Origin of the sequence: Arthrobacter horti, from assembly GCF_030731045.1 — a bacterium.
Classification (GTDB): domain Bacteria; phylum Actinomycetota; class Actinomycetes; order Actinomycetales; family Micrococcaceae; genus Arthrobacter_E; species Arthrobacter_E nanjingensis.
The window spans coordinates 403190-416317 of sequence record NZ_JAVALS010000002.1 but is presented as its reverse complement, the minus strand read 5'-3'; the positions used below and the strand labels follow the sequence as shown (position 1 = coordinate 416317).

Here is a 13128-nt window from a genome sequence, read left to right as displayed (position 1 = left end):
GGTCGCGTTGCCCACACCTTCCCCGCCCGCGACGGACAATCCGACGCCGACTCCGTAAACTGTCCAGGTGACTGAACAGCAGCAGACCGTCGACCTTTCCGCGTCCTTCAAGGCCTACGACGTCCGTGGCCTGGTGGGTGAGACCATCACGGCAGACATCGTGGAGGCCGTGGGCGCCGCCTTCGTCGACGTCCTGGGCCTGGCCGGCCAGACGATCCTGGTGGGCGGCGACATGCGCCCCTCCTCCCCCGAATTCGCCCAGCGCTTCGCCCAGGGTGCGGCCGCCCGCGGCGCCAGTGCCGAGCTGCTCGGCCTGATCTCCACCGATGAGCTCTACTTCGCTTGCGGCGCCCTGAACGCCGCCGGTGCCACCTTCACCGCCAGCCACAACCCCGCCCAGTACAACGGCATCAAGATGGCCAAGGCCGGCGCCGTGCCGATCTCCTCGGAGACCGGGCTGAAGGAGATCCAGCAGCGCGCCGAGCAGTACCTCGCCGCGGGCACCATCCCGTCCGTCGAGGCCACCGGCGCCATCTCCGAGCGCGACGTCCTCAAGGACTACTCGGAGTACCTCCGTAAGCTCGTGGACCTCTCCGGCATCCGCCCGCTGAAGGTCGTGGTGGACGCCGGCAACGGCATGGCCGGCCTGACCACCCCCGCGGTCCTCGGGTCCGAGCTCCTGACGGGCCTCCCGCTGGACATCACCCCGCTCTACTTCGAGTTGGACGGCACCTTCCCGAATCACCCGGCCAACCCGCTGGAGCCGGAGAACCTGCGCGACCTGCAGAAGGCCGTCGTCGAACACGGCGCGGACCTGGGCCTGGCGTTCGACGGCGACGCCGACCGCTGCTTCGTGGTGGACGAGAAGGGCGAGCCGGTCTCCCCGTCGGCCGTCACGGGCATGGTGGCCCGCCGCGAGATCGCCCGCGCCAAGGCGCTCGGCGAGGAGCAGCCGGTCATCATCCACAATCTGCTCACCTCCCACGCGGTGCCCGAACTGATCGCGCACGACGGCGGCCGCGCCGTCCGCACGCGCGTCGGCCACTCCTTCATCAAGGCCGTCATGGCCGAGGAGGGTGCCGTCTTCGGCGGCGAGCACTCCGCGCACTTCTACTTCCGCGACTTCTTCAACGCGGACACCGGCATGCTGGCCGCGATGCACGTGCTGGCCGCCCTGGGCGAGCAGGACGCACCGCTCTCCGAGCTGGCCGCAGAGTACGAGCCGTACGTGTCCTCGGGTGAGATCAACTCCGAGATCGAGGACAAGGCCGGCGCCGTGGCCCGGGTCCGCGAGGACTTCGCCGGCGAGGGCGTCACCGAGGACACGATGGACGGCAGCACCTTCAGCGCGGCCGACGGCTCCTGGTGGTTCAACCTCCGTCCGTCCAACACCGAGCCGTTCCTGCGCCTGAACGCCGAGGCGAAGGACCAGGCCACCATGGCCGCCGTCCGGGACCGCGTCCTGGCACTCGTCCGCCGGTAGCCTGTGCGGATCACGGCCTTCGCGGACGCGAGCCTGCGCGTCCTGATGCTCCTGAACGGGGTGGACAGTACGGGACCACTGTCCACCCGGAGCATCGCCGAAGGCATCGGCGTCCCGTTCAATCATGTGGGCAAGGTGGTCCAGCGGCTGCGTGAGATGGATCTTCTGGACGCCACCCGCGGCCGCGCAGGCGGCCTCGAGATCAGCCCCGCGGGCCGTGAAGCCACCGTGGGCCGCGTGCTCCGCGCCCTGGACCAGGACGAGGAGCCGGCGGCCTGCCACACGCCCAACGGGGACTGCCCCCTGGCCGGTGACTGCCGCCTGAGATCGGCTCTGTTCCGGGCCCGGGAGGCCTTCTACGCGGCCCTCGATGGGATCAGGATCGCGGATCTGCCGACCCCACGTCAGATGGGTCCGGTCCTGGTGCAGCTCGGCTTCGGCCCGCCCGCCACGGCCGGCAACTGACACCCGTCGGCCACCCCTGAAGCGGCGCCACAAGTGGCACGCCGTGCCACTATTTCCGGAGTACCGGACAGTGCCCGGTCACACACGAGCTCCCCCGCCCTGCCGGTGCGATTGGCTTATGCCAGGGATCACACCGCTTCACGCTCAAAGGAGAACGTGCCCATGACGGCATCCAACACCACACTCCGACGAGGCCTCTCGGCCCGCCACATCCGGTTCATCGCCCTCGGCTCAGCCATCGGCACGGGTCTGTTCTACGGCTCTTCAGACGCCATTCAGTCCGCCGGCCCGGCAGTCCTCCTCGCCTACGTGGCCGGCGGCGCCGTGGTCTTCATGGTCATGCGCGCCCTCGGTGAAATGGCCGTCCGCCACCCCGTGGCAGGTTCCTTCGGCCAGTACGCCTCCCGCTACCTGGGCCCCTTCTCCGGCTTCCTGACGGGCTGGACCTACGTCTTCGAGATGTTCGTCGTGGCTCTCGCCGACGTCACGGCTTTCGGCGTCTACATGGGCTTCTGGTTCCCGAATGTGGAGCGCTGGGTCTGGATCCTCGCCGCAGTGTTCATCATCGCGGGCGTCAACCTGGTGAGTGTGAAGGTCTTCGGAGAACTCGAATTCTGGTTCTCCATCATCAAGATCACGGCCATCATCGCCATGATCGTGGGCGGCATCGCCATCATCATGTTCGGCCTGAGCAACCAGACCCCCCACGCTGCGGGCCTGAGCAACCTGACCGACCACGGCGGCTTCGCCCCCAACGGGCTCTGGGGCCTGCTGACCTCCTTCACCGTGGTCATGTTCGCCTTCGGCGGCACCGAGGTCATCGGCATCACGGCCGGTGAAGCGCAGGATCCCAAGAAGGTCATCCCCAAGGCCATCAACTCGGTCCCGGTCCGGATCCTCTTCTTCTACATCCTGACGCTCGGCATCATCATGACGCTGCAGCCGTGGGACAAGATCAATGGCGAAGCGAGCCCGTTCGTCTCCATCTTCAGCTCGCTGGGCCTGACCGGCGCCGCCCACGTGCTGAACGCCGTCGTCATCACCTCCGCCCTGTCCGCGATCAACGCGGACATCTTCGGCGCCGGCCGCATGCTGCACGGCCTGGCCCAGCAGGGCCAGGCGCCCAAGGCCTTCATGAAGACGAGCAAGAGCGGCGTGCCGTTCATGACAGTCCTCACCATGGTGGCCTCCCTCCTGATGGGCGTGCTCCTGAACGTCTGGTTCCATGACCAGATCTTCTTCCTGATCGCCGCCTTGGCCACCTTCGCCACCGTGGTGGTCTGGCTGGTCATCCTGATCTCCCACGTCCGGATGAAGGCGGAGATCAAGCGGGACAATCTGCTCCCCTCGGAGTTCCCGGTGCCGCTGTGGCCGCTGGGCAGCTACATCGCCATCGCCTTCATCCTCTTCGTGATCGTCATGATCGGTGTCCTGCCGGATTCCCAGCCGGCCCTGGTGATCGGCGCGCTCTGGATCGTCATCCTGACCGCCGTGTACTTCCTCTTCGTCAAGGGCAAGGGCCGGACGCGGATCGAGCTGGTCGATGAGACCGGCGCCATCCCCGTGGTGAAGACCGGAGAACCCGCCGAGACCGCCACGGCGAGCATCACCGGCTGACACGGCCCGCGCCGTCGCGCCCCAGCCCTCCCGCCCCTTCGGAGCGGGAGGGCTTCCGCGTTCCCGGCCACACGTCGTCGGGCATCCTCCAAGTTGCCTTTTTCTACGAGTCGTAGAAAACTGGAATTAATCACGTATTTGGAATACATGATTAACCGTCAGTGAAGGAGAACCATGCTCTCAGCATCAGCCCGCCCGGTCATCGAAGCCACGCTCCCCCTGGTGGGCAGCCGGATCGGCAGCATCACCCCGCTGTTCTACAGCAAGCTCTTCGCGGCCCACCCGGAGCTGCTGAACGGCACCTTCAGCCGCGCCAATCAGCGCAACGGCGCACAGCAGCAGGCCCTGGCCGGCTCCATCGCCACCTTCGCGACCCATCTGGTGGAGCACCCGGACACCCTGCCGGAGACCATGCTGAGCCGCATCGCCCACAAGCACGCCTCCCTGGGCATCACGGAGGAGCAGTACCAGGTGGTGTACCAATTCCTCTTCGAAGCGATCGCGGAGGACCTGGCGGAGGTCATCACCCCGGAGATCGCCCAGGCGTGGACCGAGGTCTACTGGCTCATGGCCCATGCCCTCATCAAGCTGGAGAAGGGCCTCTATGAGCGCCGCCTCAATGACGTGATGTGGAGCCCGTGGACCCTGGCAGAGCGCACCCAGCTGGGCCCGGACACCGTCCGCCTCACTTTCACTCCCGCCGACGCCACGGCCGTGACACCCGGCGAGCCCGGCGGTTACCTGAGCGTGCGCACCGCCGTGGCGGACGGCCTGCTGCAGGCCCGTCAGTACACACTCTCCGGCGACGCCGCCTCCGTCACTCACCGCACCATCACGGTCAAGCGGGACGCGGACGGCGAGGTCTCCCCACAGCTCCACGACGCTCTCGCCGTCGGCGACACCGTGGAACTGTCCAACCCCTACGGCGACATCGTCCTCGAGGAGACGGACCGCCCTCTGGTCCTCGCCACGGCCGGCATCGGCTCCACCCCCAGCGCCTCCATCCTGCACGCACTGGCGGACTCCGGCTCGGAGCGCGAGGTCCTGGTCCTGCACGCGGACCAGTCCCCGGAATCCTGGTCCCTCCGCGAGCAGATGCTCGCCGATCTGGCCCGGCTGCCGAAAGCCAGCCTGCAGCTCTGGTACGAGAACCCCGGGGACGACGCCGCGGCTCTCCCAGGCTTCATGGACCTCTCCGCCGTGCGGATCCCCCAGGACGCCAGCGTCCTGCTCTGCGGCCCGACGCCGTTCATGAAGGCCGCCCGCTCCGCCGCGATCGAACAGGGCGTGTCCGCCGAACGCGTGCACTACGAGATCTTCGGCCCGGACGTCTGGCTCGCCTCCGCCTGACACTCGCCGAATGAGGACCTCCGCGGATGAGGGCGCGGGGTGATGAGCTCTTCACCCCGCGCCCCATCCGTGGTGCCATGGAGGCATGACGTTCACCACAGCACACATGTCCGTGTCCCTGGACGGCTTTGCCGCCGGTCCGGAGCAGAGCCTGCAGAATCCCATCGGCCGCGGCGGGATGCTCCTGCACCGGTGGCACATCGGGCCGGAGGCAGAGCGCCACGAGGTCGACGCCGACTGGACTGCCCGTCTGCTGCGCCCCCGCGGCGCCTATGTCATGGGCCGGAACATGTACGGCCCGGTCCGCGGTTCCTGGGACACCATGCCGGACTGGCGCGGCTGGTGGGGCGAGGAACCGCCGTACCACGCACCCGTCTTTGTACTGACACATCACGAGCACGAGCCGATCACCATGGAGGGCGGAACCATCTTCCACTTCGTGACGGAGGGATTCGCCAAGGCGCTCGAACTGGCACGCGAGGCCGGGGACGGGGACGTCGACATCGCCGGTGGCGCCTCGGCAGTGCGGCAGGCGCTGGAGGCGGGCGAGCTGGACGAGCTGACGCTGGACATCGCCCCAGTGGTCCTCGGCGGCGGAGAGTCGGTCTTCCCGGCCGACTCCTCCGGCTACCAGCTGGAGATCGTGGAGACCGCGGGCTCACCGCTGGCGACCCATGTGCGGTACCGCGTGGTGCGCTGACGCCCCCGGTGATGGACGACGACGGCGGGTGGCGCGCAGTCGTCGCCGCCCGCTCAAGCGGTGGGTTCAGGCCGTGGTGAGTTCCTCGGCGCGAAGCGACGACTCGTCGTAGGCGTCCCGGGCGGCGAGGATGCGCGCCGCGTGCGCCTCGGCCCAGATGCGGACGGCATCCAGGGGCTCCAGGAGGCTCTCGCCGAGGGCGGTGAGGGCGTACTCGACACGGACCGGCACCTCGGCGAAGACCTCACGAGTCACCAGGCCGTCGCGCTCCAGCGCACGGAGGGACTGTGTGAGGACCTTGGGGCTGACCCCGTCCACGGTCTGGCGGATCTCGCCGAAACGGCGCGCGCCGCCCTTAAGCGCCTGGAAGATGAGCGGGGTCCACTTGTCGCCGATCCTCTGCAGGACCACCCTGGATGGGCAGTTGTGGTCCATCACGTTGAAGGGCATGCTTTCCATCCGGTAACTATATGACGTTGAAGTACTTGCTTTCAAATAGATACTGTTGATTCATCAGGCACAACCCCGCAACTGATTCGAGGAATCCTATGAAGATCGCCGTCTACGGAGCCACCGGCATGGTCGGAAGCCGTCTCGTCGCCGAAGCACTGTCCCGCGGGCACCAGGTCACCGCCGTCTCCCGCAAGGGCACCGCGGTCGAAAGCACCACCGCCGTCGCCGCCGAACTGACGGACACCGCGACGTTCAGCCGCCTCGCCGGCGAGCACGACGCCGTCGTCATCTCCGTCCCGACTCCGCGCAACGGCGACTCGCACGAGCCGCTCCTGCAGGCACACCGCGACGTGATCGCGTCCCAGCCCCAGGCCCGCATCTTCGTGGTGGGCGGCGCCGGCTCGCTCGTGGCCGACCCGACCACCCTGCTCCTCGAAGCGCCGGGTTACCCTCAGGCCTATCTGGCAGAGGCACTGAGCTGCCTGGCCATCCTGGACCTCTACCGCGCGGCGCCCGAAGGCGTGGACTGGACCGTCCAGTCCCCCGCACCGGAGATCGCTCCCGGCGAGCGCACCGGGAAGTACACCGTGGAAGGCGACACCATCGCCGGCCCGTACATCTCCGCCGAGGACTTCGCCGTGGCAGCGCTGGACGAGCTGGAGACCCCGAAGTTCCGCCGGGCACGCTTCAACGCCGCCAACTGATCCGGATCCCTCCAGCCCTTCACGCTGAGCCCGCTGTGGAACGTCTGACCTCGCTACAGTCTGTAGCGAGGTCAGACCCTTTACAGCGAGCTCAGCGTGAGGAGTGGGCGTCGGTGAACCCGTTCAGGGAGTCCCCGGGGATGCCGTAGACGCGGTGACCGCGTCCCGGCGGGCAGAGCCCCCGGCGACCGACTCCTCGCTCACCTCCGGTTGTGGCCCGCGGGACAGCCCGGAGGCCGCCGTCGTGCCCGCCGTCCTGGACAGTGCGCCGCCCAGCTGCGTGACGGCCACCCCGCTGAGCAGCACCGCCCCGCCCGCCAGGTCCCAGACGCCGGGCACCTCGCCGAAGGCCAGCCAGCCCGCAGTCATCCCGACCACCGGGATCAGCAGCGCGAACGGCGTGACCCGCCAGGCCGGGTAGGCGTGCAGCAGGCCGTTCCACAGCGTGAAGGCCAGGAGAGTGGAGACGAGCACCGTGAAGAGCGTGCTGCCCCAGGCCAGCGGGGTCATGGCCGCCACGGCTCGGAACGGGTCTTCGGGGCCGTTCTGGACCATGTCCAGGATCAGCAGAGGCAGCGGAACCGTGGCGGCGGACCAGACCACCAGACCGAACGGGTTCACTCCCTTCGCGGCCCGGGACACCACATTGCCGATCCCCCAGCAGAGCCCACCGGCAAGGGTGAGCAGCACCGGCACGAACGCCGCGAAGGACGCACGGCTCAGCACCACCACCAGAAGGCCTGCGGCACCCACCAGAACCCCGGCCAGCTGGACCCTTCCCGGCCTCTCCCGCAGGAACACGGCAGCCAGCAGGATCGTGAACAGCACCTGGCTCTGCAGGATCAGCGGCGCCAGGCCGGTGGGGAGGCCCAGGGACATGGCGAGATAGCTGAAGCCGAGGTGGCCCGCGTTCATGAACAGCCCCACTCCCAGGAGCACGCGCCAGGAGACCGCCGGACGCGGGACGAAAAGCATGAGCGGGAAGGCCACCAGGGCGAAGCGCAGGGCCGTCAGGACCAGGGGCGGCACATCGTGGAGGCCGAGCCGGATGGCGACGAAATTGCTGCCCCAGATCACGGCGACAAGGACGGCGGCGAGGACATGACGGCTTTTCACCCTCTCAGCCTGCCCGGGAAAACCATGTAGCTCCAGCAATGATTCGTACCAGATATTCGGTAGCATCAGTTCATGATTGATCTGCAGGCCCTTCAGGCCCTCGTCGCGGTTCAGCGGACGGGAAGCGTGGCCGCCGCGGCCGCTGAGCTGGGGTTCACACCGTCCGCCGTCTCGCAGCAGATCAAGAAGCTGGAACGGCAGTCGCGGACCGCGCTGCTCGAACGGAACGGCCGCGGCGTCCTCGTGACCGAACGCGGCCGCGCCTTGGTGGAGCACGGCGGCCGGATCCTCTCCGAGCTCGAGGAGATGGAGTCGGTGCTCAGCGCCGGTGAAGAGCCGAATGGGACGTTCACGGTGGCGAGCTTCTCCACGGCCGCGCGCGGCCTGCTGGTCCACGTGGCCTGCCGGCTGGCCGAGGAGGCGCCGGACATGCGGCTGGAGGTGGTGGCAGTGGATCCGGCGGAGGCCGTGGGCAAGGTGGCCCACGGGGACGTGGACCTCGCCGTGATCCACGACTGGAACTCCGTGGCACTCGAAGTTCCGGGGAACGTCGCCCTGGAGCCGCTCTGCGAGGACATCGCGGACATCATCGTGCCCGCCACGCACCGGCTTGCCGGCCTCGACGCCATTCCCCGCGCGGAGCTTCTGCCCGAGACCTGGTGTTCTCAGCCTCGCGGCGCCATCTGCCACGAGGCACTGCTCCGGCTGCTCGCCGAGGAGGGGGCGACGCCGCGGATCGCGTTCATCGATCCCGACTTCGCCACGCACATAGAGTTCGTGGCCCAGGGACTGGCCCTTGCCTTCGTGCCGAGGCTGGGCAGGGGCCCCATCCCGGACGGCGTGGTGGCCCGGCCGCTGGCCGGCGGACAGGCGCATCGCTCCGTGTCCGCCGCGTACCGCCGCACCATGTCCGCGAGCCCCGGCGTGAAACTTCTGGTGCGGCTCCTCCAGGAGGCGGCGGAGGCCGCAGGGCGTTGAACACGACGGCTTGTGCACGACGGCGTGGCGCGGCACCCGCCGGGCTCATCAGCCGTTCTCAAGGCCAGGCCACTCCGGGCCGATGGACGGCATGAAATAGCCCTCCTCGGGCACCGGGTCACCCACCGGCCCGCCGCCGGCAGCCGGACCGCGTCCGCTCAGGACGGAGGAGGGCTCCGTGACGACGTCGAAGAGCCACGCGGCCGCCGGAGCCACACGCGGGCGGTCCCGGTCGACGGGCATGACGGGATCACGATCCGTCAGGCCTTCTTCACGCGCCACGTCAGCTCGCCTTCCGTCAGCTCATTCGCCCTACCGGGTTCCGGGTATCACTCTCCACGATAGGCGGCCTCGACACCGGCCGCCCGCGCAGAGCGCTCACTGTCCCCTTAAACGGCGCCGCGTGGCCGCCCCGCCGGTTTCCCGGAAGGCGACCACGCGTCGTCGTTCTGCTGCGCGGAAGAATGTGAAGGCCGCCGCGCAGAGGCTCTGAGATCAGGCCAGGCGGTCCTTCAGTCCGTCCAGCTCGGCACGGAGGCCGGCCGGCAGGGCCTCACCGAAGTTGGCGTACCACTCCTCGATGCTGACGGCCTCGGTCTGCCATTCCTCGGAGCGGAAGGCCAGGGCGGCGTCCAGTTCCTCGGCGCTGACGTCCAGGCCGTCGGTGTCCAGGGACTCCGCGGTGGGGACGAAGCCGATGGGGGTCTCCACGGCGTCCGCCTTGCCTTCGATGCGCTCGATGGCCCACTTCAGGACGCGGGAATTCTCACCGAAACCGGGCCAGGCGAAGCCACCCTCCGGAGTCCGGCGGAACCAGTTCACCAGGAAGATCTTGGGGAGCTTCTCCGGGTTGGCCTTGGCGGACAGCGAGATCCAGTGCTTGAGGTAGTCACCGGCGTTGTAGCCGATGAACGGCAGCATGGCCATGGGGTCGCGGCGCACCACGCCGACGGCGCCGGCCGCGGCGGCGGTGGTCTCCGAGGACAGGGTGGAGCCCATGAAGATGCCGTTGGTCCAGTCGCGGGCCTCGGTGACCAGCGGGATGGTGGTCTTGCGGCGGCCGCCGAACAGGATGGCGTCCACCTGGACGCCCTCCGGCGCGAAGTACTCCGGGGCCAGCATGTCGATCTGGTCGATCGGCGTGCAGAAGCGGGAGTTCGGGTGCGCGGCGGGACGGCCGGACTCGGGGGTCCACTCATTGCCCTGCCAGTCGGTCAGGTGCGCCGGAGTCTCCTCCGTCATGCCTTCCCACCAGACACCGCCATCGTCCGTCAGGGCGACGTTGGTGAAGATGCTGTTGCCCTTGGCAATGGCGCGCATGGCGTTCGGGTTGGTGCCCCAGCCGGTGCCGGGGGCCACGCCGAAGAGGCCGGCCTCCGGGTTCACGGCCCGGAGCTCGCCCTCCTTGCCGAAGCGCATCCAGTTGATGTCGTCGCCCAGCGTCTCGACCTTCCAGCCCTTGACCGTGGGATCCAGGAGGGCCAGGTTGGTCTTGCCACAGGCGGACGGGAAGGCCGCGGCCACGTGGTAGACCTTGGACTCGGGGCTGGTCAGCTTCAGGATGAGCATGTGCTCGGCGAGCCAGCCCTCGTCGCGCGCCATGACGGACGCGATGCGCAGGGAGAAGCACTTCTTGCCCAGGAGGGCGTTTCCGCCGTAGCCGGAGCCGTAGGAGACGATGGAGCGCTCCTCCGGGAAGTGGACGATCCACTTGTCCGGGTTGCACGGCCAGGCGACGTCCTGCTGACCGGGAGCCAGCGGGGCGCCCACGGAGTGCAGAGCCGGGACGAAGAAGGCGTTCGTGGCGGTGAGCTTGTCCAGCACCTCGGTGCCGATGCGGGCCATGATGCGCATAGAGGCCACCACGTAGGCGGAGTCGGTGATCTCGACGCCGAACTTGGGGTCCTCGGCGTCAAGGTGACCCATGACGAAGGGGATGACGTACATGGTGCGGCCACGCATGGAGCCGGCGAAGAGGGAGTTGAGCTTCCCCTTCATCTCGGCGGGGGCCATCCAGTTGTTGGTGAAGCCGGCATCGGCCTCCTTCTCAGAGCAGATGAAGGTCTGCTCCTCCACGCGGGCCACGTCGGCCGGGTCGGAGAAGGCGGCGAAGGAGTTCGGGAAGGTCTCCGGGTTGAGGCGGACCAGGGTGCCGGCCTCAACCAGTTCGGTGGTCAGGCGTGCGTACTCGTCAACGGATCCGTTCACCCAGTAGATGGAGTCCGGCTGGGTGAGCTCTGCCACTTCCTCAACCCAGGCCAGCAGCTTCTGGTGGGTGGTGGGGGCGTCGGCCGTCAGACGGGACGTCGTCAGATTTCCCATAGTGAGTCCTTTTCGATGGGGTTCCTGGGCGGGTCTCTCAATCGTAGGTACGGACCACTGCAAAGATTCCCAGCAATATTTGACTCCTTGACCGGTTTCCTGGTGTTTTTCCTGGCAGTACCGGCATTTCACCCTCGGTTTTGTGATTAAGGTCACGTAGACCGGTATAGGTGCCGGACGTCACCAACCGTCGATTTGGACGTCACTGGAAGTTCGCGTAAAGTTTATTGAGGTTCGAACGGGATCGACTCCCGGAAGATGCCAAGCGCCCATAGCTCAGCTGGATAGAGCGTCTGTCTACGGAACAGAAGGTCAGGGGTTCGAATCCCTTTGGGCGCACAGAGTTTCAGTTGAACAGCAAAGTGCCCCGGTCCACAGGACCGGGGCACTTTGCTGTCCTTCCCGGCATCGGGAAGGGCTTGGAACCGGCCAGGAACGCCATTGTGCATCCGGCGGACTTTTCGGGTAAGGTTTACCGAGGTTCGAACGGGATCGACTCCCGGAAGATGCCATGCGCCCATAGCTCAGCTGGATAGAGCGTCTGTCTACGGAACAGAAGGTCAGGGGTTCGAATCCCTTTGGGCGCACAGAGATTGAACGATACGGAAAAGGCCCGGTCCATTGGACCGGGCCTTTCAGTTTCCCCGGCGCGGGGCCGCCAGGCCACGCGTTCAGTCCTCCCGGAACGCCCTTGCCAAGGGCACGATCGCCAGCACCAGGACCAGCGGCAGCGCGAAGCCGTAGCGCAGCGAGTCCGCCCCCACCAGGCCTGTCAGCACCGAACCGAACAGCGCGCCCACGTAGTTGAACTGATTGAAGCGCGCGATCACCGAGTCCACCCGGGCCCGCCGCACGCCGTCGTCCGCCGCTCCCCCGGCTGCTGCCGCGATGGCGCCGGCCGCGGAGAAGGACAGCGGCGCGATGATCCCCGCCCCGAAGCCCAGCAGGGCGAAGCCGACGACGGCGAGCTCCGCCGTCGTCGCCAGGACCACCACCGCCAGGGCGGCAGCGGAGAGGACGGCCGCCGCTCGCAGCAGCGGCACCGCCCCGAAACGCGCGACGGCGCGGTCCCCGGCCAGGCGGGCGAGCAGGGACGCGACGAGGTACGGGAGCGTCGCCACCGCGACATTGCCGACTCCGGTCCCGAAGAGGGTGTGGAGGTAGGCCGGACCCCAGGTGGACGCCGCGGTGTCCACCATGTAGAAGAGCACCAGCACCAGGCCCACCAGAAGCAGCCGCTTCCAGGGGATGGACACGGCGTGCTCCCCGCCCTCCACGGCCTGGCCCCGGTCACGCCGGAGGAACGGCAGGGCCATGAGCAGCAGTGCCACCGCCCCGAACGGTGCCACGGAGGCCGCCATCGGCACGTCCCCGAACGCGAGCGCCGCGAGCGTGGCCGCGATGCCGCCGGCCGTCCACGCCGCATGGAAGCCGGGAAGCAACGTGCGCCCCAGGCGGTGCTCAAGCGCCACGCCCTGCATGTTCATGGCGGCGTCCACGGTCCCGAGTCCCACGCCGTACACGGCCAGCGCGGCGCAGAAGACGGCAAGGCCCGGTGCAAGCCCGGCACCCACCACGCCGAAGCCGATCAGGCCGAGTCCCAGGGCGAGCGCCCGGGCCGAATCCGCCCGCCGGGCCACGGCACCGGCCAGGAACGATCCGGCGCCGGCCAGGATCACCATGGCGAGCAGCAGGAGGGACAGCGTGGCCGGGTCCAGGCCGAATTGACCCTGGATCTGCGGCAGGTGGGTGGTCATGGTGATGAACAGAAAGCCCTGCAGGAAGAACGCCGCAGCGCTGGCCACCCGGTGCCGGGTCAGCCGGGGACCGGACACCGGGCCACGACCGGGAGGTGCCTGGAGCCGGGTCTGTGAGGTGTGGCGGCCTCCGGGGCCGGTCTGCTGCGTCATCGCTCGCTCCTGCCGTTGCACTGCCGGGTG

12 protein-coding genes and 2 tRNA genes are annotated in these 13128 nt (G+C 68.3%); 9 read left to right on the top strand and 5 right to left on the bottom strand.

Annotated features, from left to right (window positions below; genetic code table 11):
• Positions 1 to 67: 67 nt before the first annotated feature.
• The 5 genes from Q9R02_RS05805 to Q9R02_RS05785 all read left to right on the top strand — a co-directional run bounded on the left by Q9R02_RS05805 (position 68) and on the right by Q9R02_RS05785 (position 5615).
• Positions 68 to 1483 carry a phosphomannomutase/phosphoglucomutase gene (locus tag Q9R02_RS05805; protein ID WP_305995708.1) on the top strand — a complete coding sequence of 472 codons (1416 nt, stop codon included), beginning with the start codon at positions 68 to 70 and terminating at the stop codon, positions 1481 to 1483.
• Positions 1484 to 1486: 3 nt separating this feature from the next.
• On the top strand, positions 1487 to 1948 hold the full coding sequence (locus tag Q9R02_RS05800; RefSeq protein ID WP_305995707.1) for an RrF2 family transcriptional regulator: 462 nt from the start codon (positions 1487 to 1489) through the stop codon (positions 1946 to 1948).
• Positions 1949 to 2110: 162 nt separating this feature from the next.
• Positions 2111 to 3565, top strand: a complete 1455-nt coding sequence (locus Q9R02_RS05795; protein WP_305995706.1) for an amino acid permease — start codon at positions 2111 to 2113, stop codon at positions 3563 to 3565.
• Between the two features lie 174 nt (positions 3566 to 3739).
• Positions 3740 to 4915, top strand: coding sequence for a globin domain-containing protein (locus Q9R02_RS05790; RefSeq protein ID WP_305995705.1), 1176 nt, complete (start codon positions 3740 to 3742; stop codon positions 4913 to 4915).
• Positions 4916 to 5000: 85 nt separating this feature from the next.
• On the top strand, positions 5001 to 5615 hold the full coding sequence (locus tag Q9R02_RS05785; RefSeq protein ID WP_305995704.1) for a dihydrofolate reductase family protein: 615 nt from the start codon (positions 5001 to 5003) through the stop codon (positions 5613 to 5615).
• A gap of 66 nt (positions 5616 to 5681) precedes the next feature.
• Here Q9R02_RS05785 and Q9R02_RS05780 read toward each other — a convergent pair whose 3' ends face one another.
• Entirely contained in the window at positions 5682 to 6074 is a 393-nt protein-coding gene (locus Q9R02_RS05780) for a winged helix-turn-helix transcriptional regulator (RefSeq protein WP_305995703.1), read from the bottom strand.
• Between the two features lie 89 nt (positions 6075 to 6163).
• On the opposite strand from Q9R02_RS05780, the gene Q9R02_RS05775 reads away from it, so the two are divergent.
• On the top strand, positions 6164 to 6772 hold the full coding sequence (locus Q9R02_RS05775; protein ID WP_305995702.1) for an NAD(P)-dependent oxidoreductase: 609 nt from the start codon (positions 6164 to 6166) through the stop codon (positions 6770 to 6772).
• A gap of 123 nt (positions 6773 to 6895) precedes the next feature.
• Here Q9R02_RS05775 and Q9R02_RS05770 read toward each other — a convergent pair whose 3' ends face one another.
• A complete protein-coding gene (locus Q9R02_RS05770; RefSeq protein WP_305995701.1) occupies positions 6896 to 7888 on the bottom strand; it encodes an EamA family transporter in 993 nt (330 codons plus the stop codon).
• 72 nt (positions 7889 to 7960) lie between these two features.
• Here Q9R02_RS05770 and Q9R02_RS05765 point away from each other — a divergent pair, with 72 nt between their 5' ends.
• Complete coding sequence (locus Q9R02_RS05765) at positions 7961 to 8866, top strand: LysR family transcriptional regulator (protein WP_305995700.1); 906 nt, start codon at positions 7961 to 7963, stop codon at positions 8864 to 8866.
• A 48-nt stretch (positions 8867 to 8914) separates the two neighbouring features.
• On the opposite strand, the gene Q9R02_RS05760 is transcribed toward Q9R02_RS05765, so the two are convergent.
• Together Q9R02_RS05760 and Q9R02_RS05755 are read right to left on the bottom strand one after the other, a co-directional pair.
• On the bottom strand, positions 8915 to 9148 hold the full coding sequence (locus tag Q9R02_RS05760) for a hypothetical protein (protein WP_305995699.1): 234 nt from the start codon (positions 9146 to 9148) through the stop codon (positions 8915 to 8917).
• Between the two features lie 213 nt (positions 9149 to 9361).
• On the bottom strand, positions 9362 to 11188 hold the full coding sequence (locus tag Q9R02_RS05755; protein WP_305995698.1) for a phosphoenolpyruvate carboxykinase (GTP): 1827 nt from the start codon (positions 11186 to 11188) through the stop codon (positions 9362 to 9364).
• A gap of 265 nt (positions 11189 to 11453) precedes the next feature.
• Between Q9R02_RS05755 and Q9R02_RS05750 the strand changes: the two genes are divergently transcribed.
• Positions 11454 to 11527, top strand: a tRNA-Arg gene (locus tag Q9R02_RS05750).
• Between the two features lie 174 nt (positions 11528 to 11701).
• Positions 11702 to 11775, top strand: a tRNA-Arg gene (locus Q9R02_RS05745).
• Positions 11776 to 11859: 84 nt separating this feature from the next.
• On the opposite strand, the gene Q9R02_RS05740 is transcribed toward Q9R02_RS05745, so the two are convergent.
• Positions 11860 to 13098 (bottom strand): MFS transporter, encoded by a 1239-nt coding sequence (locus Q9R02_RS05740; RefSeq protein ID WP_305995697.1) that lies wholly within the window; start codon positions 13096 to 13098, stop codon positions 11860 to 11862.
• Positions 13099 to 13128: the final 30 nt, after the last annotated feature.

Coding starts and splice junctions, on each gene's coding strand:
- Q9R02_RS05790 (WP_305995705.1), top strand. CDS start 3,740: ATGCTCTCAGCATCAGCCCGCCCGGTCATCGAAGCCACGCTCCCCCTG.
- Q9R02_RS05795 (WP_305995706.1), top strand. CDS start 2,111: ATGACGGCATCCAACACCACACTCCGACGAGGCCTCTCGGCCCGCCAC.
- Q9R02_RS05740 (WP_305995697.1), bottom strand. CDS start 13,098: ATGACGCAGCAGACCGGCCCCGGAGGCCGCCACACCTCACAGACCCGG.
- Q9R02_RS05780 (WP_305995703.1), bottom strand. CDS start 6,074: ATGGAAAGCATGCCCTTCAACGTGATGGACCACAACTGCCCATCCAGG.
- Q9R02_RS05765 (WP_305995700.1), top strand. CDS start 7,961: ATGATTGATCTGCAGGCCCTTCAGGCCCTCGTCGCGGTTCAGCGGACG.
- Q9R02_RS05755 (WP_305995698.1), bottom strand. CDS start 11,188: ATGGGAAATCTGACGACGTCCCGTCTGACGGCCGACGCCCCCACCACC.
- Q9R02_RS05785 (WP_305995704.1), top strand. CDS start 5,001: ATGACGTTCACCACAGCACACATGTCCGTGTCCCTGGACGGCTTTGCC.
- Q9R02_RS05775 (WP_305995702.1), top strand. CDS start 6,164: ATGAAGATCGCCGTCTACGGAGCCACCGGCATGGTCGGAAGCCGTCTC.